This is a genomic window from Kribbella sp. NPDC056345, assembly GCF_042262745.1.
Lineage (GTDB): Bacteria > Actinomycetota > Actinomycetes > Propionibacteriales > Kribbellaceae > Kribbella.
In genome coordinates this window covers 178,525-200,705 of sequence record NZ_JBHJQQ010000011.1, presented here as the reverse complement: position 1 = coordinate 200,705, position 22,181 = coordinate 178,525, and the positions used below count along the sequence as shown (strand labels likewise).

Below are 22,181 nucleotides of genomic sequence, written 5' to 3'. Positions count from 1 at the left end.
TCCACGAGTAGAGATGAGGGCAGCCGCCATGGCCCGCCGCTATGCCGTCGCCGGAACCGGCTCCCGAGCCCGTGAGTACGTCCGGGCGATCTTCCAGGACCACCCCACCGACGCCGAGCTGGTAGCCCTGCTCGACCCGAACCCCGGCCGCCTCGCGTTCCACCAGCAGTACGTCGAAGAGCTCGGCGGCCACCAGCTCCCGCAGTACGGCGCTGACGACCTGGAGCGAATGGTCAAGGAGCAGTCCGTCGACCGGGTGATCGTCACCAGCCCGGACTACACCCACGCGGCCGTCGTCTCCCGGCTCCTCCGAGCGGGTGCCGATGTGATCGTCGAGAAGCCGTTGACCATCGACGCCGAGGGCACCCGCCAGATCGCTGCAGCGATGGCAGAGTCCGGCAAGTCCGTCGTCGTGACCTTCAACTACCGCTACTCACCCCGCAACAGCGCACTACGCAAGCTGATCGCGGACGGCTCCATCGGTACCGTCACCAGCGTCGAGTTCCAGTGGGTGCTCGACACCAGGCACGGCGCGGACTACTTCCGCCGCTGGCACCGGCAGAAGCAGAACTCCGGCGGACTGCTGGTCCACAAGGCCTCCCACCACTTCGACCTCGTCAACTGGTGGATCGCCTCCGCACCAGCGCGGGTCTTCGCCTCCGGCGCATTGTCCTTCTACGGCGACCAGAACGCCGCAGCCCGCGGCCTGGGCCCCCGCCCACCGCGCGGCACCGTCGACGACTGGGCTGACGACCCGTGGCTCCTGGACCTCCGCCACGACGAGTCCAACCGCCGCCTGTACCTGGAGAGCGAGAAGTACGACGGCTACCTCCGCGACCAGGACGTGTTCGGCCCGGGCATCACCATCGAGGACAACCTGGCCGTCATCGCCGAGTACACGAACGGCGCCCGGCTCAGCTACTCCCTGAACGCTCACGCCCCCTGGGAGGGCTACAAGGTCTCCGTCAACGGCACCGAGGGCCGGGCCGAACTGGAGGTCGTCGAACGCGCCGCAGTGATTGACGCCCACATCGACCCGAGCTATCCGGCCGGCAACCTGATCACCGGCGACATCCGCTCCGACGGCGAACGGCTAGTGCTCCAGAAGCACTGGACCGCCGCAGTCGAGGTAGAGATCCCGCGAGCCGCCGGCGGCCACGGCGGCGGCGACCGCCTCCTCTACGCCGACCTCTTCGAAGGCCCTGGCGACGACCCGCTCGCTCGCGCAGCCGACATCAACGACGGCATCAACGCCGTGGCAGTAGGCATCGCCGCCAACCAGTCCCTCGTCACCGGCCAGCCGGTCACCGTAGCCGACCTCAACCTCGGCTAGCTCACCCTCTTGCTCGATACATCAGCGACACGACGGCCACAGTCGGCAGCACGGTGCACACACTCGGACTGCGGTACGGCGTCCTACCACTCGATCGGGAGGCCCGGCCGGTAGGTGCCGAAGGTCCACTCGTAGCCTTCGGGGTCGGCCACGCGGCAGCGATAGTTGCCCCACTCACTCGCGGCCGGCTCCCAGATCGACTCCGCAGCCGCCGCGATCGCAGAGCGGTACACCGCATCCACCTCCTCGCGACTTTCGAGGGCGACGTACATGCCGTGCCCGACGGTGTCTTCCTTGCGCACCGGCCGGTCGTAGCCCGCTCGGTCACTGAAGAGAGTGAAGGCGACCCCGCCGTACCGCATCTCCGCGTGCGAGATCCCGCCCTGGTCATCGGGAAACTCCATGGTGGTCTCGAAACCGAAGGCACGCTCCAACCAGCGCAGTGCGCCGGGGGCGTCGCGGTAGCCGAAGTACGCATGGAAGGTCGCTGTGCTGTTGTGCTGACTCATGCATCTCAGCATCACGAACGTGGCGGACACCTGACGTCCGCTACCTGGTCCGGTTCCGGTTCAGTTCCTGTCCAGTTCCTGGGAAAGGGCAACCGGGTACCTGGTCCGGGCGGGATCGGTCGATGAGGATGGAACGCATGGGACAACCAGTGGTGCTGATGCCGAAACCGATGCATACCGCGGTCGCCGAGGGCCTGAGCGGTCACTGCGAGCTGATCCAGCTCTGGGAGGAGAGCGACCCGGACGCGGTTCTCGCCGCCCGTCGCGACGAGATCGTTGCCGTCGCCGCCGGTGGCAGCCGGATCGACGACGCGTTCCTCGATCGGATACCCGCGGTGCGGATCATTGCGAGCTTCGGCGTCGGCTACGACCAGATCGACGCCACCGCGGCGGCCGCGCGCGGTGTCGTGGTCACCAACACCCCCGGCGTCCTGGACGACGAGGTCGCGGACACTGCTCTCGGCCTGCTGCTGATGACGGTTCGCGAGCTACCGCAGGCCGAGCGCTACCTGCGGGCCGGCAAGTGGCAGCAGGACGGTGCCTATCCGTTGACCAAGGCAACGATGAACGGCCGCCGTCTGGGCATCCTCGGTCTGGGCCGGATCGGCCAGGCGATCGCCGACCGGGTGACGCCGTTCGGCATCTCGGTGGCCTACCACAACCGCAGTCAGAAGGACGTCGACTATCCCTACTACCCGACACTGCTCGAGCTGGCACGTGACGTCGACACCTTGATGGTGGTGATCCCCGGTGGCGACTCCACCCGCCACCTGGTCAATGCCGAGATCCTCGAGGCGTTGGGGCCGGACGGGATCCTGATCAACGTCGCCCGTGGTTCGGTCGTCGACGAGCAGGCGCTGGTCGACGCGCTCCGCTCCGGCACGATCCTCGCGGCCGGGCTGGACGTCTTCGAGCACGAGCCCAAGGTCCACCCCGACCTCCTCACCTTGCCGAATGCGGTGCTCCTGCCGCACGTCGGCTCGGCCACGGTCCCGACCCGCATCGCCATGGGCAACCTCGTCGTGGAGAACCTGCTCAACTGGTTCGCCTACGGCACTGCACTGACGCCGGTGCCGGAGTCCGAAGGGCTCTGACTCCGCGGCCTGCTTCACCTGACCGGCACGGGGCGGTCAGGCGGTGGGGAGATCCCAGATTCGTTCGGTTTCCCAGGCGTACTCCCACGCCTGGATGTCAGGAGGCTCGATGCCGAAACCCGTCAGAATGGCGCACACCTGCTCGCGGTGGTGGTTGGCGTGATTGATCGCCTGCGCAATGAAGATACCGACGCGGGTCCCCCGGGTGTTGTCGTCGACGTGCAGCACCCGCTCGACCTCGATCGGGGATTCGAGGAACGCCTCCCACAGCACACCGGCTTCGTCGTTCCACTGCTCCAGCAGGTCGAAGTCCGGCGTCGCCTCGCTGTCCACGAAGTCGAGCGGCCGGTCCGCGATCCGGCGCAGGTAGCCCCCGTCACAACGGACGATGTGATCCAGCGTCGCCACGATCCCGCCGTACGTGCCGACACCCGTGACCTCGAGCTGCTCGGCCGTCAGCCCCTGATCCCGGCAGAACCGGATCAGACTTCTGGTCGCCCAGTTGTTGTGCCGGATCGGATCCCGCAGTACGTCGTTCGCTCCCATGACCTCAAGTTAGCCCGCCACCCCGCCCTGCCGAACCTGATTTTCGGGTCACCAGGGGACGGTGCCCGCATCGTCGAAGAAGCCCCCGCGCGGCCCGTCGTCCGGCAGAGTCGCCAGCCTGATCGCGATCGCGGCCCCCTCCTGCGGTGTGCGCAGCCCGTGGAAACCGTTGAAGTCGGTCGCGACATACCCGGGGCAGGCAGCGTTCACGATGACGTTCGTGCCGGCGAACTGACGGGCGTAGACGGCGGTGATGCTGTTGAGCATCGTCTTCGAGGGCGTGTAGGCGGCCAGGATCGGACCGGTCTGCAGAGTCAGCGATCCCATGTTGCTCGACAGGTTGACGATCCGCGGCGCCGCCGCCCGCCGGAGCATCGGCAGCATCGCGTTGGTCACCCGGACGACTCCGAAGACATTCGTCTCGAGTACGTAGCGAAGCACCTCGAGGTCAAGCGTGGTCGGGTCCTGGGCACCGTCGTCGATCGGGCCGGCGATGCCGGCGTTGTTGACGAGCACGTCGAGCCGTCCCGCGGTCTGCTCGACAGACTGCGCGGCGGCGGCGACGCTCTCATCGGACGTGACATCGAGGGCGACGCCGAACGCGTCGACACCGTCGGCACGCAGCTGCTCGACGGCCTCCTTCCGTCGGACGGCGTCGCGGGCTCCGACCGCGACACTGAAGCCGAGCGCCCCGAGGCCCTGGGCGATGGCGAAGCCGATTCCCTTGTTCGCGCCGGTGACCAGCGCGGTCTTCATCTCGTTCACAGCACCCATGGTTGGCCGACCACTCGCCCCACGTCCAAGACCGATCGGCTCCACTGTGATACCTCACCGGTATCACGGCACGTAGGCTGGTCGCGTGGACGATCTCGAGACCCGCGAACTGCGGTACTTCGTCGCTGTCGCGGAGGAGCTGCATTTCGGCCGCGCCGCCGATCGGCTCGGGATTGCCCAGCCACCACTGTCCCGGGCGATCCGGAAGGTCGAGCACCGGCTCGGCGTGCAACTGCTCATCAGGGACCGCCGAGGGGTGGCGCTCACCGATGCCGGCCGGGTCCTGCGCGACGAGGCCAAGACGGCCCTCGCTGCGGTCGCCGCCGCTGCCCGGCGGACGCGGCGCGCCGCGGATCCGCAGCGACCGTTGGTCCTGGTGACGAAGGCCGGTGCTTCTCACGAGCTGCTGCAGCGGCTCCTCGACGCACTCGGCAACGATGCCGATGCGGCGCCGGTCGAGATCCTGCTCTGCGAGGTGAGCGAGCAGGCCGGTCTGCTGCGCGACGGGAGTGCGGACGTTGCGCTGATGCACCACCCGTACGACGACCTCGCCGGCTTCGACACCGAGGAGCTCTGCGTCGAGGGTCAGGTCGCGATCGTTCCCGCGAAGCATCCGCTCGCGGCGCGCGACCAGCTGACCCTGGCCGAGGTCACCCACGTGCCCGACCTACCGATCGCGCGGTGGCCGCGGCTCGACGGCACCTATCCGGACGGGCCTGGCCCGGAGGTCCATACGCAGTCGCAGCTGGCCCAGCTCGTGGCCCTCGGGAAGGCGCTGCTCGTCATCCCGGCCTCCAGCCGCGCCTGGCAGTGGCCCGAGCACATCGCGGTGCCCGTCGTCGATGCACCGGACGTCACCACGGTGATCGCCTGGCGTCCGACCAGCCGCTCCCAGGAAGTCGCAGCACTCGTCCGCTCAGCGACCGCCCTGCGCGAGACCGCTTAGGGCGGACAGCACGTCCGGCCAATGCTCGTGCAGGACGGCGAGATGTGTCGTCTCCGGATGGACAACCAAAGTGGCATCGGGAATTCGGCCGGCCAGCCAGTGCCCGTTGCGAACCGAGGCGTTCGTGTCACGTTCGCCGTACCAAAGGTGCGTTGGGCAACGAACTTCCTCGGGGCGGAAGTCCCAAGCACGGAAGGAGATTGCGGCATCGCAGAGGTAGCCGTCCGGGTTCACCAACGCCTCCCGCACAGCAGCGGCGATCGCCCGGTCCGATCCGAGCCGGACCCCGTCGACCGCACCGGGCGCGCCCCGCAGTACGTGGGCGTCGTGCGGATCCAGCTCCGCCAGGAAGCGCCGTACCAGGGACTCGTCGTCGGGGTCGGCGGGATTGAGCTGGGCCACGTACGTCAGGAAGCCGGACCGCATCAGCTCGATCGCCTGCTCCGGCGTGGATTGCGCGAGCTGGCGGAAGAACGACTGGCCGTCCGGGTCGAGATCATCGCGATGGTACGGCGGATCCAGCTCCGGAACGCTGGCCGGGCTCGCCAGTACGCCCAAGGCAGTGACGCGGTCGGGATGCCGCACCGCGCAGGCGACGGCGTACGGGCCGCCGATCGACATGCCGGCCACCGCGAACTGCTCGAGCCCCAAGGCATCCGCCACGGCCACGACATCATCGGCCACGGACAACTGGGTCGACGCGTGACTCGTCGACCGGCCGTAACCGGGCCGGTTGACACCCACCAGGCGCACACCAAGGCGGCGGGCCGCGTCATCCCCCAGGTAAGCCGCGTGCCTGGTATCCGGGCACCCGGCCAGGAAGATCACCGGGGTCCCGCCGGGCGCACCGCCGTCCCAGAGCTCGATCAGGCGCCCGTCCCGAAGCTGCACGACCGCCAACTCGCCACTCCCCTGCTTCCCCGACGATGCGAACAGAACGGCCCCTCGGGGGCTGAGTCGCCGAGGGGCCGGGTCTGCGGTGGATCTGGTCAGCTGCCGCTGATGTTGAACATCCAGTTGATGCCGAACCGGTCGGTGACCATGCCGAACTCGTCACCCCACATCTGCTTCTCCAGCGGGACGCTGACCTTGCCGCCGTCGGAGAGTTGCGTGTAGTACCCGCGCAGGTCGTCGCCGTCGTCACCGCTCAGGCTGACCGCGATGTTCTCGCCCGGGTTGTACGGCATCCCCTGCGGCGTGTCCGCCGCCATCAGGGTGAACCCGTTCGGGCTCTCCAGCTGGCCGTGCATCAGCTTGTCGTCATCGTCCGGCCCGTGACCGGCACCGAACTCCTTGAACGTGCTCGTCGTCAGCTCACCGCCGAAGACGCCTTGGTAGAACTCCAGAGCCTCCCGCGCACTCCCGTCGAACTGGATGTACGGATTCAGTCGAGACGCCATCAGATCTCCCTTTCCCCCTGCAAAGATTCCCGTGAACCACCCTTGATCGCACAGTAGACCCGGCCACCGACAGTCCGCGACCCTCCGGAACCACCGACCCCGTCGCGTCACCGGCCGGACGCCCAGCGTTCGGAACCGGTGGCCTGCGTTCGGAGTTAGGGTCTGCGGATGATCCTGCGACACATCACGATCGACGCCGAAAACCCCTACGAGCTCGCGCAGTTCTGGAGCACCACGACCGGCTGGCCGCTGGGCGAGGGCGACGAGCCCGGGGACGACGAGGTCCTGGTCGAGGCGCCGGCCCCGGTGCCGGGACTGCTGTTCATCCGCGTCCCGGAGTCGAAGACGGTGAAGAACCGCGTGCACATCGACTGGGTGCCCACCGAGCGCACCCGGGACGAGGAGGTCGAGCGGCTGGTCGGCCTCGGCGCGAGCATCCACGAGGACCACCGCACGCCCGAGGGACCGGGCTGGGTCACCATGCTCGATCCGGAGCGGAACGAGTTCTGCGTCGAGCGCAGTGAGGCCGAGCGCAGCACCTGATCCGAGAGAGTCCACTCCGCAAGTTGCCTTGAGCAACTCACAACTTAATCGTCGTGCTGAGCATCGTCAGAAGTGTCAAGAACTTTGGGGAGCTGCTGGGGAAGCAGCCAGTAGCTAGGGGATTCCGTGCTCAGACGTGTACTTTCGCTTGCGCTCACTACGGCAGGAGTGGGTGGGATGCTGCTTGTCCCCACTCCGGCCGCGGCGGCCTTTGTTCCCGGCGGCTACGCATGCCCCGGCTACAGCACCATCGACGACGCCGTACCGCTGAGCGCCGTGATGAACGACACCTTCATCTGGAGCAAGTTCAAGGCCACGAAGGTCGGTGACGGGAAGGGCAACATCAACTGGAAGGCCAACCCGTACAGCAACCCCAGCTGGTACATGTGGCTGCACTCGCTGCGCTGGATCGGCCAGGGCATCACCGCGGCGAGCAACGGCGACAAGGCCGCGCTCACCCACGTGACCGCGATCGCCCGGGACTGGGTGAAGGACAACCCGTACTCGTGGAAGACGAACCCCGGCGCGCACGAGGCGACGATGCACCGCACGAACGTGCTGATCTGCCTGCGCCACGCCGTACTGAAGAACCTCAAGGTCACCAAGCTGCCGGCCGCGTACGCCTGGCTGGACGCGGTGTTGGTGAACCACGCCAAGTTCATGACCGCCTACTGGGGTGGCCCGGGCAACCACGGTACGGACGAGAGCATTGCTCTGTTCGGTGTCGGATGCACGCTGAGCCGCACCGACTACATGAAGACCGCGCAGGACCGGTTGGGTAAGGCAATCACCACCTCGATCGACGCCCAGGGCGCGACGAACGAGCAGGCCACCGGCTACGCGCAGTTCAACTACTCCCTCTGGGGCCGCGCCGCGAAGGCGCTGCAGGACTGCGGTATCGACCCGGGCAAGACGATCAGCGCCCGCCGCGCACTCCTGGCGACCTTCATCGCCCACGCCACCACGCCGTCCGGCATGCTGCAGCAGATCGGCGACACCGAGTACGTGAAGACCGGCAACGTGCCCGGCACGCCGATCGAGTACGCCGCCACGAAGGGCGTCTCCGGCACGGCTCCCGCGGACCGCGTCAAGATCTACTCGGCCGGCTACGTGTTCGGCCGCTCCGGCTGGGGTTCCGCAACCACGCCGTTCGCGGCCGAGTCGGCGTACAGCATCCGGTTCGGTCCGAAGCGGGTCCTGCACGGACACAGCGACCACACGGCCCTCACCTACCAGGCCCGCGGCCGCGACATCCTCCGCGACACCGGGTACGCCGGCTACTCGAACAAAGCCTGGCGCGCCTGGATCGTCGGCCCGTCCGCGCACAACGTGATGACGACCCCGAAGCTCGCCGACACCAATCCGATCACCAAGCTGACCCGCTCCACGGTCCGGGCCAACGCCGACTTCTACGAGCTCACCGACGCCCCCGCTGCCGGCGTCACCCGCACCCGCGGCGTCCTGATCCTGCGCAAGCCGGACGTGGTCGTCACCCTCGACCGCGCCACCGCCAAGACCGCACAGCAGTTCCAGACCCTCTGGCACCTGCCCTCCGACCAGCGCGCCACCGTCTCCGGCCGCTCCGCCGCCGTAGCCACCAAGGCCGGCGAAAACACCCGGACCGTCCTCATCCAGCTCCCCTACAAGGGCGCCCTCCCGGCCGGCTCCACCCTGGTCAAAACCGGCCAGACCAACCCGATCCAGGGCTGGCACTTCCCGCACATCACCACCCGCAAGGCGGCCTCCACGGTCATCTTCGCCCGCGCCGGCAAGTCCGTCTCGATCCTCTCCCTGATCATCCCGACCCGAGCCAACGGCAAGGTCACCTACAAAACCCGCATGTCCGGGACGACGTACGTGATCGACCTCACCGTGGACGGTGTGAAGACGTCGGTGGGGATCACCGGTGGCGGGTCGCTGATCCGGATGTCCTGAGCTCGCGAGGCTTCTGGCCGTCCTGGCGGGGTAAGTTAGGGCGGTCGGAAGTCTGAGTTGTGGAGGGCGGGTTGAGTCGTCGGGATGCGGGCCGCGTGCTCTTCGTCGGTCCGTGGAGGCTCATTACCGGCCGTTGGATGGCGCTCAGTGGAGCGCTGACGGCGGTAGCGCTGGTCGGCGGTACGGCGGTTGCGGTGACGCAGGCCTCGTCCGAGGTGGAGCAACCGCTGGTCAATGTGGCGGCTGCTGGGACGGCGGATGACCGGACTCCGACGCCTCCGCCTCCTCCGAAGAAGCCGAAGCCGAGCGCTGCGCCGAAGACGACTGCGGTGCCGCCGGGGCCTCGGCCGACGGTGGCTGGGCGATCCGGCTCGGGGCGGCTCGGACCGTGGGAGAACCTGAGTCGGCGGATCTCCAGTGTGGCGAAGATCCGGGCGACGGTTCGCGGTGACGGGGTGTTCATGTTCGGCGACAGCATCGCCGTACAGGACGGGCCTGCGCTGGAGCAGCTGGTGGCGGCACAGACCGGTACGCCGGTCGCCGTGCACGACTGGTCGGGGCAGCCGGCGTCGGCGGGGGTGGATGCGCTGGCGGACTGGTCGCGGAAGTACGGGCTGCCGGACCGGATCGTGATGGCGGTCGGGACCAACGACATCTTCGCGCCGGCGGCGTTCGCGACCGAGGTCGAGCAGGCGATGAAGATCGCCGGGCCCAAGCGGACGGTGTACTGGGTGAACGTGCATGCCAACCGGTGGGGCCTGTCCGCGGCTGTGCAGTCGGCCGATCGGGCCAACAGCGCGTTGATCAACAAGGCGCTGGACCAGGCGGCCGCACGGCACCCGAATCTGCATGTGGTGCGGTGGTCGGAGTTCCTCAGTGCGCGGAGTGGGCAGGTCACGAAGTACCTGCGCGACGGCATCCACACCACGCAGCCCACCGGGCAGCGCGCCCGGAACGCGCTGATCGCGCAGGCCCTGGGAAGCGCGGAGTAGTGTCCGCCGCCCTGCGCTCGCGTCATGCGGCACTGGTGGTGGCTGCTGCGGTGGTGATCGGATGGGTGGCGGTTCCGGACCGGGTCCCCGAGCCGTCCGCCAAGCCTGTGCGAGCGGAGCTCCCGCAGACGGCTCCGGTCGCTGCTACCGAGCGCAACACCTACACATGTGCGACGTACTCCGGCATCGAGCGGCCGAACCCGGTGCAGAACCTGTACCGGGACACCTTCGCTTGGGGCACCACACCGCCGTACCAAGTCGGTGATGGGCGTGGCAACGTGAACTGGCGGCTCAATCCGGCTCACAACCCCAGCTGGTACATGTGGCTGCATTCACTGCGGTGGCTGGGACAAGGGATTCGGGCGGCAGGCAAGGGCGATCGGCGTGCGCTGCAACGCGTTGACGCGATTGCGCACGACTGGGTGCGTGACAACCCCTACCCGTGGCAGAACGACGCAGGCGCTACTGAATCCACCATGCACCGGACGAACGTGCTCATCTGCCTGCGGCAGGCCGTGTTGTCGGGGCTGCGTGTCACGCGGTTGCCACCGGCGTACAAGTGGGTCGATACCGCGTTGCTGCAGCACGCGCAGTACCTGCAGCGGAACTGGAGTGGTGACTGGAACCACGGCACCGAGGAGAGCCTCGCGCTGTTCGGAGTGGGTTGCACTCTGGGACGTGCGGATCTGAAGCGGACTGCGGCTGATCGACTCGCGACCGGGATCAAGACCGCGATCGACCCGCAGGGCTCGACGAATGAGCAGTCGACCGCTTATGCGCAGTACAACTACTCGCTCTGGGGACGGGCGATCGACGTACTCGGGAAGTGTGGTGTCGACGCCAGTCCGACGATCAGAGCGCGTCGGCAGCAGCAGGCGAACTGGCTGGCGCTCGCGACCAACTCACTCGGCGAACTGCATCAGCTCGGGGACTCTGAGGTGGTGCGGACGGTACCGGTCGCTCGCACACCCCTCGAGTACGTCGGTACGTCGGGGAAGCGCGGTACGCCGCCTGCCCAGCGGGTCGGGGTCTTTGCGGCTGGGTACGTGTTCGGGCGGACCGGGTGGGGTACGCAGCGGCCGTTTGCCCAGGAGTCGACGTACAGCCTCCGCTTTGGGCCAGTACGGCGACTGCATGGGCATGACGACCACATGTCGCTCACGTACACGTCGTTGGGGCGGGAGGTGCTCGTCGACGGTGGACATGCTGGTTACAAGGGCGATGCGTGGCAGCGGTGGGCCAGGGGACAGTCCGCGCACAATGTGATGACTGTGTCGGGAGTTGGGGCGTCGGCGACTCGGTTGACTCGCTCGGACGTGCGGGAGTCGTCTGAGTTCTACGAACTGCGCGATGTGGGGCGGACGCGCGGCGTACTGGTGCTGAAGGATCCGGACCTGATGGTGGTACTCGACCGCGGGGCGTCTGCGGTACGGCGTCAGTACGAGACGCTGTGGCACTTGCCTGCAGGGCAAAAGGTCACGCCGTACGGCGCTGGCTCGGTGGTGGCGCAGCGGCCTGGTGACACGGTCAAGACGGTCCTACTGCAGGTCCCGTACGGCGAACCGACCACGCCGGCCCGGATAGCGTCGAGCTGGCATTACCGAACGATCGACCAGCGCAGTACGGCACCGGTCGTCAGGTTCGAGCGATCGGGACGGACTGCGTCGATCCTGTCGGTGATTGTGCCTGCGCGAGCCGCTGCGGCCGTCAGCTACACCACGAGCCAGCGGGCTGGCCGGACGCTCATCCACCTGCAGGTTGGCGCAGCGCGGGCCACGGTCGTTATTGCAGCAGACGGGACGTTGAGCCGTGCGTAGGCTGGTGTCATGCGACAGGTGGGGTTCGAGCTTCGGCCGTGGGAGGACGGCGGCAGTGAGTTCGTTCCGCTCGTGAACGGCGTCAGTCTGGTCGAGCTGATCACCCGGTACGAGCGTGGCGAGGGGCTCGATCCTGCCGGTGGGTACTCCGGTCTGGTGCTGGACACTGGTGCGTTCAGCAGCCTCCGCGCATACCTGGTCGGTGAGCCCAGCACGCCGTACGCGCTGCTCGGTTGTAACTGCGGTGACACTGGTTGCTGGCCGCTAGAGGCGCAGATCCACGCTGATGCCGACACCGTCACGTGGGACAGCTTCCGCCAGCCGCACCGGCCGGACTGGGACTACAGCGGCTTCGGCCCGTTCGTCTTCGACAGGTCCCAGTACGACGAGGCTCTGCAGCTACTGAACTGACACAGCCGGCCGCCAACCAGCAGGCGGGTCCTCACCGACGCGCCCGTCCACCGTCTCCCGGATCAGATCCGCATGCCCGGTGTGACGCCCGTACTCCTCGATCAGATCGCACAACAGCCGCCGCAGACTCGGATGCCGCCCGTCAGGCCAACTGATGTGCGCAGGTAGGTCCAGACCGCCCTCTGCCAACGCCGCAGCCACCCGCTCCCGCGAGCGCTCCACAGCGCCGTCCCACAACGCATACAGCTCCTCCGGCGAGTCATCGACCGCAGAGTGGAACTCCCAGTCGTTGTCGTCCCGCCACCCGTTGCTAGTCCACGGCTCACCGATCGGCAGTCCTCGCAGCTTCACGTTGAACATGTAATCCTCGTTGGCCGCCAGATGCTTCAGCAGCCCACCCAACGTCACACTCGACGCCCCGAGCCGCACCCGCAGCCCGGCCGCATCCAGCCCATCAACCTTCCACCGGAACGTCGCCCGCAACCGCTCCAAAGCTCCCAGCAGCTGCTCAACCTCATTCCCCGCCAGCGGCGGTTCCCACCACGTTTCACTCATACCAAAACCGTAGACCCGATACCGGACACTCCCCTTCCGGAATCGTGGCACCCGGATCTTTGCCAAGGTGTAGCCATGACAGCGCGAAGGTATGGCGGAGTAATGGCCACGTACGACGGCCGGGTCGCGCTGGTGCGCGAACAGTACGAGACGTGGGACGCGCCGTGCTGGAGTCTGCCCAGCGGAAGCGTCGAAACCGGCGAAACCCCGGAAGCCGGCTCAGCCCGCGAGCTGGCTGAGGAGACCGGCCTCAAGGCCGCCTCACTGCACCTCATCTGGCGAACCACCGTGGTAGTCGGCGAACTCACCTCGAGCTCCTGGAACTACGCCACCACGATCGAAGACGACACCCTTGCCGTAGCCGACCCTGACGGCGCAATCCTCGAGGCCCGGTGGTTCCCACCTGCCGAAGCTGCCGCCTTGCTCACCAACCTTCCCTACCCACCCCTCGCCGTACCGGCCGTCGCCTACCTGGAAACCGGCGAGCCCCTCCACTGGACCTTCACCTGCACCGACAACACCTGGTCGTGGACGACAGAGCCTCTGTCAGTTGGAACGCCGGCCGAGGCGGAGGGCTGAGACGAGGAAGAAGATGCCGCCGAGTACGGCGTACCCGGCGAGGTTGGTGAGCGCCGGGTCGGTGGCGCCGGCGCTGACGACGAACGAGCCGCCGGCCAGGACCGAGAGTCCGCCACTGAGGATCATCGGCCACTGACCGCCGAGCCTGCGGCGGCCGAGGGCGACGAACAGCTGGACGAGGCCGGCGATCACGGCCCAGGCACCCCACACCCGCAGGACCGCCGGTACGCCGGACGCCGCGCCGAAGGCCAGGCCGATCGCGGCGAGTGAGCTGATCGCGATGTTCACGGAGAGCCCGCGGGAAGTGCCGGAGGAACGCGAATCGACGATCGCCGCGCCGACGTCGAACAGGGGATAGAGGACGAGCAGCGCGATCCCGACCGGGCCGAGGCGCGACTGGGTGGCGAACATCAGCCCCGCCCAGACGATCGCGAAGGCGAACCGGACGAAGTACAACCGGCGCAGGCCGGCGGCGAGGTCACTGGAGGTGGTGTCGATGGTGGTCACGGTGCGCCCTTCACTGAAGTAGACCGAACGTTCTATCTCCTCAGCATGGCCAAGAAGTCGCATAACTGTCAAGACAGAACGTTCTACCTAGACCTGCTACGCTCGGACGAATGGTGCAGACTTCTCCTGGCCGGGTTTCCGAGGCGCGCTCGCGACTCCTCGAGACGGCGACGCGCATCTTCTACTCGGAGGGCATCCACGCCGTCGGCATCGACCGGATCGTCGCCGAGGCCAAGGTGACGCGGGCGACCCTCTACCGGCACTTCCCGAGCAAGGAAGAGCTGGTCGTCGCCTACCTCCAGGCCGTCCACCAGATGGACCGCAACCAGATCGAAGCAGCCGTCACCAGCGGCCAACCGCCGGCCGACATCGTCCGGGCCGTCGCGCAGTCGATCACCGACGGCATCACCTCCGGCCACTTCCGCGGCTGCGCCTTCCTCAACGCCGTCGCGGAGTACCCCGACGCAGAGCACCCGGTCCACCAAGCAGTCCTCGCCCACCGCGCCTGGTTCGCCGAAACCGTCACCACCCTCTTCGCCCAGATCGGCGACACACCCCCCGAGCCCGCCGCCCGCCACTTCGTCATGCTCCGCGACGGCGCCATGGCCGCCGGCTGCCTCACCAACCCAACCCAAGTAGGCGAAACCTTCCGCCAAGGCGTCGAAGGCCTACTCGCCCACCGCACCACCAACGGCTAAACGCAGACCCAGCAGTAGAGGCGTTCGCCGTTGGCTTCGGCTCGGCGAGCCAGGTCGGCCAGGTCGGTGAGGACGTCGGCGAGGATCTCGGGGTCCGCTGAGCCCCAGAACTCTTCGGTCTGCGACCACGGAACCGCGACTCGCTCGAGGTCTTCACGGCTTGCCTGGGCGAGGGCGGTGGCGAGCGAGTCCGTGAGGGTCGACACCAGCCGCGCACCATGATCCCGCACGGCCACGACGTGTCCGCTCCGCGGGTCGTCGGCAACTTCGTCGTACGGGCGGTTGGTGAGCAGCTCCTCGAGGGTGCCCAGTTGGACGACTGGGTCGATGCCCTTCAGCAGCAACGAATCCGGACCGACGACGCGGTCGATGACAGCGGCGGCTTCGGCATCGGATTTCGCCGCGAAGTAGTCGAACAGGACACCCATGCCGAGAATCCTGCCGGAGCACCGGTTCACACGGCGTTCACATTGGAGCAACAGGTCCGAAACAGGTCGTTGACACTGTCGATGGTGGCCGGTTCAGGAACACCTGAGGGGACGGCCGCGACGAAGGGACAGACGGTTGAGTTACAAGGCCGAGTACATCTGGATCGACGGGACCGAGCCGAGCGCGCGGCTCCGCTCCAAGACCAAGATTCTCGCTGACGGCGCCGCACTGCCGGACTGGGGATTCGACGGTTCGAGCACCAACCAGGCACCCGGTGACAACTCGGACTGCGTGCTCAAGCCCGTCTTCTCCTGCCCCGACCCGATCCGCGGCGGCGACCACAAGCTGGTGCTGTGCGAGGTCTACCTCGTCGACGGCACCCCGCACCCGTCCAACCACCGCGCCGCGCTGCTGCCGATCGCCGCCCAGTACGCCGATCAGGACTCCTGGTTCGGTATCGAGCAGGAGTACACCTTCTTCCAGGAGGGCCGTCCGCTCGGCTTCCCGGCTGTCGGTTTCCCCGCCCCGCAAGGCCCGTACTACTGCGGCGTCGGCGCCGACGAGGTGTTCGGCCGCGAGATCGTCGAGAAGCACCTGGACGCCTGTATCGAGGCCGGCCTGGCGATCTCCGGTATCAACGCCGAGGTCATGCCCGGTCAGTGGGAGTTCCAGATCGGCCCGGCCGGTCCAGTCGACGTCGCCGACCACCTGTGGGTGGCCCGCTGGCTGCTCTACCGCATCGCCGAGGAGTTCGACGTCGCCGCGACCCTGGACGCCAAGCCGGCCAAGGGTGACTGGAACGGCGCGGGTGCGCACACCAACTTCTCCACCAAGGCAATGCGCGAGGGCTACGACGCGATCGTCACCGCCTGCGAGTCGCTCGGTGCCCCGGGCAAGGTCGACGAGCACATCGCCGGCTACGGCCACGGCATCGAGGAGCGCCTCACCGGTGCCCACGAGACCGCCCCGCACGACGTCTACAGCTACGGCGTCTCCGACCGCGGCGCCTCGGTGCGCATTCCGTGGCAGGTCGAGGTGGACAAGAAGGGCTACATCGAAGACCGCCGCCCCAACGCCAACATCGACCCCTACACGGTCACCCGCCTGCTGGTGAACACCTGCTGCGCCGCCCTCGAAAAGGCCGGCCAGGTCTGACCTTCGCCGTACGGCGAGTGCACCGTTCAAGAACGGAGATATTGGGTACGCCGCAGTGGTGAGGAAGGGAGTCGCCCTTGCCGACTGTGGCGTACCGAACTGTTGAGGCCGACGGGGTCCGTGTCTTCTTTCGGGAGGCCGGACCCCCAGATGCACCCGTGCTGTTGCTGCCGCACGGGTATCCATCGTCTTCGTTCCAGTACCGGGCCTTGATGCCCGCCCTCGCGGATCGCTGGCGGGTGATCGCGCCGGACTTCCCCGGCTTCGGGTACAGCGAAGCCCCGGACGACTTCGAGTACACCTTCGCCGGCTATGCATCGCTCCTGCACGCCTTCCTGGCCGAGCTGAACGTGGACCGATTCGCCCTGTACCTGTTCGACTACGGCTCACAGGTCGGCTTCCAGCTGGCGCTGAAGGACCCGGACCGAATCACGGCGTTGATCATCCAGAACGGCGACGCCTACGAGGAGACGCTGGGCCCGAAATACGAGCCCCTGAAGGAATACTGGGCCGCGCCCACCGAGGAACGCCATACAGAACTGGCGAAAGCGGTCAGCGCCGAGGGCCTGCGCGAGGAGGTGCTCGGCGAGGTTCCACCCGAGACAGCCGAGCGGATCAGCCCCGACCTGTGGCAACTGTCGTGGCCGCTGATGGAGCCGCACCAAGACATCATGGTCGGCTTCTTCCTGGAGATCCTGTCGAGCGTCCACCGCTACCCGGAGTACCAGGCCTACCTTCGCAAGCATCAGCCGCCGACCCTGATCGTCTGGGGCCCGGAGGACGGCTACATGCCGGCCGAATCAGCACGTGCCTACCTGGCCGACCTCCCGGACGCCGAACTCCACCTGCTCGACGGTGGCGGCCACTGGCTCCTGGAAAGCCACCTGGACCAGGTGGTCCCGCTGATCCGGTCGTTCCTCACCCGCGTCACGAGGTAGATGTCCTTTAGGGCGGATCTGTCCCGCGTTCAGGCACGTGCGGCGGCCGGCCTGGTGCGGCCGGGACGCTGTCCACTATGTGTGGTGGTACGCGCATCCGTGTGACAGGAGATTGCCCCATGCTTGCCCCAGCCTCGCTGATCATGAGTGCCGCTACTCGCCTCACCCAGCTGCGTGGCTGTGTCCACCACCGGCAGGCAACCGTTGCCGGTTACACCTTCCATTACTACGAAGGCGGCTCCGGTGACCCGCTGGTGTTGCTGCACGGACTCGCCGACGACAAGAACTCATTCCTGGCCAGCGCTGCCAAGCTGACCAGCAAGTTCCGGGTGATCCTGCCGGATCTCGCGGGGCACGGCGACAACGAGCAGGCCGCCGACCGCGACTACAGCGTCCGCGGCCACGTCGAAGCCTTGCACGGCCTGTTCGGCGAACTGGGCCTCGATCGCTTCCATCTCGGCGGCAACTCGATGGGCGGCCACACCTCAGCGGCCTACGCCCTTCGGTATCCCGAGCAGATAGCCAGCCTGATCCTGGTGAACGCGCCGGGCGCAGGCAAAGACACCCGCCCGATCTACGCCGGCTTCGGCGCCCGGATGAAGACGGTCGAGGACTTCGGCGCCGTACTGGACCGTGTCTACTACCAGAAGCCCAAACTGCCCGGCTTCATCGTCCAGCACATGCTCAACGAGATGGACAAACGCTTCGACCACGTCAACGCCATGACCCAGGCCGTCCGGGACGGCGAGGACCTCGACCTGGCAGACCGGATCGCCGCCATCACCCAGCGCACCTTGGTGCTGTGGGGCAAACACGACATCGTGGTCCCGTTCGACGTCGCCGAGGCCTACACCAAGAAGATCCCGAACGCCCACCTACGCCGACTGGACAACGCCGCCCACTCCCCCCAACTGGAGATCCCAGGACCAGTCGCCAACGAAATCGAAACCTTCCTGACCACCCCTCCGGCTTAGGGCCGGCGGTGGGCCGGCTCGTGGGTGTCGTAGTGCCGTCGAGCTGCTTCGACCTTGTCCAGGTTGGGTGACCACTCCGCCAGCGAACGGAACAGCGGCGCGAGGCTGCGGCCGAGGTCGCTGATCTCGTACTCGACGCGCGGTGGAACCTCCGGGTAGTACGTCCGGACGACCAGCCCGTCCCGCTCCAGTTGACGCAACCGCTGCGTCAGCACCTTCGCCGTAATCACGCCGATCCGCCGTTCGAGCTCCCCGAAGCGATGCGTCCCGAACTCGTTCAACGTCCACAGGATCGGCGTGGTCCACCGGCTGAACACCACGTCGACCACCGGGGCGATCGGGCACGCCTGCACCGGATCAACCTCTGTGCTGTCGATCACACCCACCCTCTTTCCCCAGTACTTTCCTCTAGGTACCTACTATCTCAGCGCCAGTAGCGTCCTCACCAGTCGATAGCAACGAGGAGCGCGAAATGATCGTGGTAACTGGTGCAACGGGGAACGTCGGGCGACCGCTCGTCGAGACCTTGGTGGCGGCCGGCGAGCAGGTACGGGCGGTCTCCCGCCGCCAGTCCTTCACCGCCGACATGTCCCAGCCGGAGACTCTGAAGCCCGCACTGGACGGAGCGGAAGCGGCTTTCCTGATGACCCCGCCAGACTTCTTGGCGAACGGCGATTTCGGTGCCGTCGTGGACGTCGTACGGGCGGCCGGCGTACAGCGCGTCGTACTGCTGTCCTCCCAAGGCGTAGGCACCCAACGCCATCCGTCAGCCCTGGAAGACGCTGTCACGGAGTCAGGCCTGGAATGGACGATCCTGCGACCTGGCAACTTCAACTCCAACGCGTTCCAGTGGGCCGAGTCGGTACGAACCCGCCGCGTGCTCGAAGCGCCGTACGGCGATGTGCTGCTACCGGCCGTCGACCCGGCCGACATCGCCGACGTCGCTGCGTTGGCACTGCGCGAACCCAACCACGGCGGCACCATCTACACACTCACCGGCCCAGAACCGATCGGCCCGCGACGCATGACCGCCGCCATCGCCGAAGCGATCGGTGAGCCGGTGCAGTTCGTCGAACTGAGCCACGAGGAAGCACGAGCCCGAATGCTCACCTACATGCCCGAGCCCGTCGTGGAAGCCACCCTCGGCGTACTCGGCGCCCCTTCCCTCGAAGAGCAAGCAGTCTCCCCCGACATCGAGCGCCTCCTCGGCCGCGCCCGCACCTTCACCGATTGGGCCACCCGCAACGCACTCACCTTTGCGTAAGCGGTGCGCTAGGGCGCGCTGCGCTTTCGTACGTCGTCCAGTCGCCCAGTGAGAAAGGTCCGTTCGACGCCGTTGTCGGTGAGTGCCAGCGCTTCCTCGTATGCCTCGGCCGACTCGTCCCATCGGTGCAGCCGGCGCAGGAATTCAGCCCGAGCGGCGCTGAGGTAGCCATAGGTGGCCAGCGCCGGCTCGGACAAGAGCGGCCGCAGCGCGACCAGACCGGCCTCGGGACCATCACGTTCGCCGATAGCCACTGCACGGTTCAGCTCGACGACCGGATTCGGCCACAGCCGCAGCAAGACGTCGTACAGGCTGACGATCTCGGACCAATCCGTGTCGTGCCAGCTCGGCGCCTCTGCGTGGACGGCGGCGAGCGCGGCCTCGATCGCGTACCTCGTGGGTGGTCGTCGTCGCAGCGCATCGGTCAGCAAGGCAGTGCCTTCGCCGATCATGTCGGCGTCCCAGCGCGATCGATCCTGATCCGGGAGGAGAACCAGGCTGCCGCTCTCCGACATCCGTGCGTCCCGGCGGGCGTCGACGAGCAGAAAGAGGGCCAGCAGCGCACTGACCTCAGCGTCGGTCGGCATCAAGAAGTGCAGCAGGCGAGCGAGGTCGATCGCACTGTCGATCAGGTCCTGGCGAACCAGCTCGGCGCCGATCGGAGCCGTGTGACCTGTGCTGAAGATCAGGTGTACGACGTCGAGTACGACGCGGACCCGGTCACCGAGTTGCTCCGGCGACGGCACACGGTACGGGATCTGGGCGACGCTGATCTTCTTCTTCGCCCGGGTGATCCGGGCTGCCATCGTCGGCTCCTGGACGAGAAACGCCCGGGCCACCTCGGCCGTCGAGAGCCCGCACACCAGCCGAAGAGTCAGAGCCGCTCGCGCATCGGGCGCCAAGGCAGGGTGGCTGCAGGTGAAGATCAGCCGGAGCCGGTCGTCGTCACGCTCGTTCTCAGGTCCGGTCACGGTCGCGGGCGGCACGAGCAGCGGCAGCGCTCGGCGCGCGACCGAATCCCGGCGCAGCAGGTCCCTGGCGCGGTTCCGCGCCGTGGTCGTGAGCCAGGCACCGGGCTGCCGCGGGATGCCGGTTCGCGGCCAGACCTCGAGCGCCTGGACGAAGGCGTCCTGGGTGCACTCCTCGGCGAGGTCGAGATCGCGGATCAGCTGCGCGGTGGTTGCGAGCACCTGAGCCCACTCGCTGCGGTGGGCCTGTGCCACCGCAGCGAGGACCTCATCGCTCATCCGTTCTGCACCACCGGCCGGATCTCCACCCCGCTGTGCGAGGCGTGGACCTCCGGCAACAACTCCGCCAGGGCGATCGCCTCGTCCAGATCCGCGGCTTCCAGCAGGTAGTAGCCGCCGACGGCCTCCTTCGTCTCCAGGAACGGCCCGTCGGTCGTCGTCACCCGCCCGGAGGACGGGTCGGTCCGCAGGGTCGTCGCCGCGACCGCCGAAGACTCCAGCTCCGCGCCACCGAGGACCTTCGCACCGGCCGCGGCCGCGAACTTCTCGTGGGCCGCTCCGTGCGCCTCCCACTGCTCCTTGGACATCGCATCCCACTCGGCGGCGTCGCCGTAGATGAGGATCAGGTATTTCGCCATCGTGCGTCCTTTCGCAGGGCCCTGGTCGGACCGCTTACCCCTACGACGTGTCGACCACCCCCTCCATCGACACATCGCTCAGACAACTTCCAGCACCAGCGGCAGGCCACACCTCGTCACCAGGTCAGGGGCGGGGAACGACGTGATCCCGCGGATCCCGGTCACCGTCAGGTCGAGCACGACCAGCCCGTACGCGGCGTACGAACCGTCGTCCTGCCGCCGGTAGCCCGCCGCGGCCGGCTGCGCATTGGCAGCGGTCGGCAGCATCCGCCAGCCGCCTGGGGCGCCGAGCACGTGATTCACCAGGTACGGGAGGCAGGTCTTCTTTCCGGAGAACCACGTGCTCGTCCCGGCTGCCTGCAACGTCGCGTCGTCGCGCAGGACCTCCGCGAGAGCCGCGGCATCGCTCATCTCGATCGCGGCGATGTACCGGTCGAGCAACTCGCCGTACGCCGGATCTTCCGGCTCCGCGATGTCGTCGAGCTGTGGCGTCACCTCGGCGATCTTGCCGCGGGCACGCTGCAGGCTGCTCTTGACGGCCGTCGTCGTGGTGCTCAGGATCTCCGCCGTCTCGGCAGCCGAGAACGACAGCACGTCCCGGAGCAGGAGAACGGCCCGCTGCGAGACCGGCAGATGCTGGAGGCTTGCAATGACCCCGAGCCGCAGCGTCTCCCGCGAGCCGACGATCGTCGCCGGATCGAGCAGCGCCTGCGGGATCGGCTGCAGCATCCCGACCGCACTGTCGAACATCTGCACCGGAGCATCCGGGTCGTCCGACGGCGCACCGAGGCCGGACGGAAGGAACCGCCTGCCGCGTTGCCGCAGAGCCGTCAGACAGGCGTTGGTCGCGATCCGGTAGAGCCACACCCGCACCGAGGCGCGACCGTCGAAGGTCGCGTAGCCCTTCCAGGCTCGCAATGACGTCTCCTGGACCATGTCCTCGGCCTCGTGCACCGACCCCATCATCCGGTAGCAATGCGCGAGCAGCTCATGCCGCAGACGCTCCAGCTCACTCAGCAGAACGTCCTCCCCGGACACGGTCACTTGCTGGTCGTTCGGCATGCAGCCTCCAGGGCAGTAGCTCTCCTCAGATTACTGACCTTGCCGGGCCCCGAAAGGAATCGGCGATCGACCGATCAGTTCGGCAGCGGATCAGGGTCAGTACGCCGAGACCTA

Annotated in this window: 26 protein-coding genes; 14 read left to right on the top strand and 12 right to left on the bottom strand. The window is 67.6% G+C overall.

Features of this window, described 5'->3' with window-relative positions; translation table 11 throughout:
* Positions 1-13: 13 nt before the first annotated feature.
* Positions 14-1,333 carry a Gfo/Idh/MocA family protein gene (locus ACFCV3_RS32700; protein ID WP_376036583.1) on the top strand — a complete coding sequence of 440 codons (1,320 nt, stop codon included), beginning with the start codon at positions 14-16 and terminating at the stop codon, positions 1,331-1,333.
* Positions 1,334-1,416: 83 nt separating this feature from the next.
* Here the strand turns inward: ACFCV3_RS32700 and ACFCV3_RS32695 are convergent, their stop codons facing one another.
* Positions 1,417-1,842 (bottom strand): VOC family protein, encoded by a 426-nt coding sequence (locus tag ACFCV3_RS32695; RefSeq protein WP_376036581.1) that lies wholly within the window; start codon positions 1,840-1,842, stop codon positions 1,417-1,419.
* A gap of 137 nt (positions 1,843-1,979) precedes the next feature.
* Here ACFCV3_RS32695 and ACFCV3_RS32690 point away from each other — a divergent pair, with 137 nt between their 5' ends.
* Entirely contained in the window at positions 1,980-2,936 is a 957-nt protein-coding gene (locus tag ACFCV3_RS32690) for a 2-hydroxyacid dehydrogenase (RefSeq protein WP_376036579.1), read from the top strand.
* A gap of 36 nt (positions 2,937-2,972) precedes the next feature.
* On the opposite strand, the gene ACFCV3_RS32685 is transcribed toward ACFCV3_RS32690, so the two are convergent.
* A complete protein-coding gene (locus tag ACFCV3_RS32685; protein ID WP_376036577.1) occupies positions 2,973-3,482 on the bottom strand; it encodes a DinB family protein in 510 nt (169 codons plus the stop codon).
* 48 nt (positions 3,483-3,530) lie between these two features.
* Positions 3,531-4,238, bottom strand: a complete 708-nt coding sequence (locus ACFCV3_RS32680; RefSeq protein WP_376036700.1) for an SDR family oxidoreductase — start codon at positions 4,236-4,238, stop codon at positions 3,531-3,533.
* A 103-nt stretch (positions 4,239-4,341) separates the two neighbouring features.
* On the opposite strand from ACFCV3_RS32680, the gene ACFCV3_RS32675 reads away from it, so the two are divergent.
* Positions 4,342-5,202 (top strand): LysR family transcriptional regulator, encoded by an 861-nt coding sequence (locus ACFCV3_RS32675; protein WP_376036575.1) that lies wholly within the window; start codon positions 4,342-4,344, stop codon positions 5,200-5,202.
* Here ACFCV3_RS32675 and ACFCV3_RS32670 read toward each other — a convergent pair.
* Together ACFCV3_RS32670 and ACFCV3_RS32665 are read right to left on the bottom strand one after the other, a co-directional pair.
* A complete protein-coding gene (locus ACFCV3_RS32670) occupies positions 5,173-6,093 on the bottom strand; it encodes an alpha/beta fold hydrolase (RefSeq protein WP_376036698.1) in 921 nt (306 codons plus the stop codon). The genes ACFCV3_RS32675 and ACFCV3_RS32670 overlap by 30 nt on opposite strands.
* A 98-nt stretch (positions 6,094-6,191) precedes the next feature.
* The gene (locus ACFCV3_RS32665; RefSeq protein ID WP_376036573.1) at positions 6,192-6,602 is read right to left on the bottom strand and encodes a VOC family protein; all 411 of its coding nucleotides are present in this window, start codon (positions 6,600-6,602) and stop codon (positions 6,192-6,194) included.
* A gap of 168 nt (positions 6,603-6,770) precedes the next feature.
* Between ACFCV3_RS32665 and ACFCV3_RS32660 the strand changes: the two genes are divergently transcribed.
* The 5 genes from ACFCV3_RS32660 to ACFCV3_RS32640 all read left to right on the top strand — a co-directional run bounded on the left by ACFCV3_RS32660 (position 6,771) and on the right by ACFCV3_RS32640 (position 12,300).
* On the top strand, positions 6,771-7,145 hold the full coding sequence (locus ACFCV3_RS32660; protein WP_376036571.1) for a VOC family protein: 375 nt from the start codon (positions 6,771-6,773) through the stop codon (positions 7,143-7,145).
* A gap of 177 nt (positions 7,146-7,322) precedes the next feature.
* The gene (locus ACFCV3_RS32655; protein ID WP_376036568.1) at positions 7,323-9,080 is read left to right on the top strand and encodes a heparinase II/III family protein; all 1,758 of its coding nucleotides are present in this window, start codon (positions 7,323-7,325) and stop codon (positions 9,078-9,080) included.
* A 137-nt stretch (positions 9,081-9,217) separates the two neighbouring features.
* Positions 9,218-10,072, top strand: a complete 855-nt coding sequence (locus ACFCV3_RS32650) for a hypothetical protein (protein ID WP_376036566.1) — start codon at positions 9,218-9,220, stop codon at positions 10,070-10,072.
* Positions 10,072-11,889, top strand: a complete 1,818-nt coding sequence (locus ACFCV3_RS32645; RefSeq protein WP_376036563.1) for a heparinase II/III family protein — start codon at positions 10,072-10,074, stop codon at positions 11,887-11,889. The genes ACFCV3_RS32650 and ACFCV3_RS32645 overlap by 1 nt, the downstream gene beginning before the upstream one ends.
* A 9-nt stretch (positions 11,890-11,898) precedes the next feature.
* Positions 11,899-12,300: a hypothetical protein gene (locus tag ACFCV3_RS32640; RefSeq protein WP_376036561.1), complete on the top strand. Its 402-nt coding sequence runs from the start codon at positions 11,899-11,901 to the stop codon at positions 12,298-12,300.
* On the opposite strand, the gene ACFCV3_RS32635 is transcribed toward ACFCV3_RS32640, so the two are convergent.
* The gene (locus ACFCV3_RS32635) at positions 12,289-12,855 is read right to left on the bottom strand and encodes a DUF664 domain-containing protein (protein ID WP_376036558.1); all 567 of its coding nucleotides are present in this window, start codon (positions 12,853-12,855) and stop codon (positions 12,289-12,291) included. The genes ACFCV3_RS32640 and ACFCV3_RS32635 overlap by 12 nt on opposite strands.
* Before the next feature lie 75 nt (positions 12,856-12,930).
* On the opposite strand from ACFCV3_RS32635, the gene ACFCV3_RS32630 reads away from it, so the two are divergent.
* Positions 12,931-13,434 (top strand): NUDIX hydrolase, encoded by a 504-nt coding sequence (locus ACFCV3_RS32630; protein WP_376036555.1) that lies wholly within the window; start codon positions 12,931-12,933, stop codon positions 13,432-13,434.
* Here the strand turns inward: ACFCV3_RS32630 and ACFCV3_RS32625 are convergent.
* Positions 13,402-13,941 (bottom strand): hypothetical protein, encoded by a 540-nt coding sequence (locus tag ACFCV3_RS32625; protein WP_376036552.1) that lies wholly within the window; start codon positions 13,939-13,941, stop codon positions 13,402-13,404. The genes ACFCV3_RS32630 and ACFCV3_RS32625 overlap by 33 nt on opposite strands.
* Positions 13,942-14,051: 110 nt before the next feature.
* Between ACFCV3_RS32625 and ACFCV3_RS32620 the strand changes: the two genes are divergently transcribed.
* Positions 14,052-14,639 carry a TetR/AcrR family transcriptional regulator gene (locus ACFCV3_RS32620; protein WP_376036550.1) on the top strand — a complete coding sequence of 196 codons (588 nt, stop codon included), beginning with the start codon at positions 14,052-14,054 and terminating at the stop codon, positions 14,637-14,639.
* Here the strand turns inward: ACFCV3_RS32620 and ACFCV3_RS32615 are convergent.
* Positions 14,636-15,067, bottom strand: coding sequence for a hypothetical protein (locus tag ACFCV3_RS32615; RefSeq protein WP_376036549.1), 432 nt, complete (start codon positions 15,065-15,067; stop codon positions 14,636-14,638). The genes ACFCV3_RS32620 and ACFCV3_RS32615 overlap by 4 nt on opposite strands.
* A 136-nt stretch (positions 15,068-15,203) precedes the next feature.
* Here ACFCV3_RS32615 and glnII point away from each other — a divergent pair, with 136 nt between their 5' ends.
* The 3 genes from glnII (at position 15,204) to ACFCV3_RS32600 (ending at position 18,135) form a co-directional block, all read left to right on the top strand.
* Complete coding sequence (gene glnII / locus ACFCV3_RS32610; RefSeq protein WP_376036547.1) at positions 15,204-16,223, top strand: glutamine synthetase; 1,020 nt, start codon at positions 15,204-15,206, stop codon at positions 16,221-16,223.
* 86 nt (positions 16,224-16,309) lie between these two features.
* Positions 16,310-17,161: an alpha/beta fold hydrolase gene (locus ACFCV3_RS32605; protein ID WP_376036696.1), complete on the top strand. Its 852-nt coding sequence runs from the start codon at positions 16,310-16,312 to the stop codon at positions 17,159-17,161.
* 119 nt (positions 17,162-17,280) lie between these two features.
* Positions 17,281-18,135 carry an alpha/beta fold hydrolase gene (locus tag ACFCV3_RS32600; protein WP_376036545.1) on the top strand — a complete coding sequence of 285 codons (855 nt, stop codon included), beginning with the start codon at positions 17,281-17,283 and terminating at the stop codon, positions 18,133-18,135.
* Here the strand turns inward: ACFCV3_RS32600 and ACFCV3_RS32595 are convergent.
* Positions 18,132-18,515, bottom strand: coding sequence for a winged helix-turn-helix transcriptional regulator (locus tag ACFCV3_RS32595; protein WP_376036543.1), 384 nt, complete (start codon positions 18,513-18,515; stop codon positions 18,132-18,134). The two genes, ACFCV3_RS32600 and ACFCV3_RS32595, sit on opposite strands and share 4 nt — an antisense overlap.
* A gap of 92 nt (positions 18,516-18,607) precedes the next feature.
* Between ACFCV3_RS32595 and ACFCV3_RS32590 the strand changes: the two genes are divergently transcribed.
* The gene (locus ACFCV3_RS32590; RefSeq protein ID WP_376036541.1) at positions 18,608-19,399 is read left to right on the top strand and encodes an NAD(P)H-binding protein; all 792 of its coding nucleotides are present in this window, start codon (positions 18,608-18,610) and stop codon (positions 19,397-19,399) included.
* An 8-nt stretch (positions 19,400-19,407) separates the two neighbouring features.
* On the opposite strand, the gene ACFCV3_RS32585 is transcribed toward ACFCV3_RS32590, so the two are convergent.
* The 3 genes from ACFCV3_RS32585 to ACFCV3_RS32575 form a co-directional block, all read right to left on the bottom strand.
* The gene (locus tag ACFCV3_RS32585; RefSeq protein ID WP_376036539.1) at positions 19,408-20,646 is read right to left on the bottom strand and encodes an RNA polymerase sigma factor; all 1,239 of its coding nucleotides are present in this window, start codon (positions 20,644-20,646) and stop codon (positions 19,408-19,410) included.
* The gene (locus ACFCV3_RS32580; RefSeq protein WP_376036537.1) at positions 20,643-21,005 is read right to left on the bottom strand and encodes a YciI family protein; all 363 of its coding nucleotides are present in this window, start codon (positions 21,003-21,005) and stop codon (positions 20,643-20,645) included. The genes ACFCV3_RS32585 and ACFCV3_RS32580 overlap by 4 nt, the downstream gene beginning before the upstream one ends.
* 78 nt (positions 21,006-21,083) lie before the next feature.
* On the bottom strand, positions 21,084-22,067 hold the full coding sequence (locus tag ACFCV3_RS32575) for an RNA polymerase subunit sigma-70 (RefSeq protein WP_376036535.1): 984 nt from the start codon (positions 22,065-22,067) through the stop codon (positions 21,084-21,086).
* Positions 22,068-22,181 lie beyond the last annotated feature (114 nt).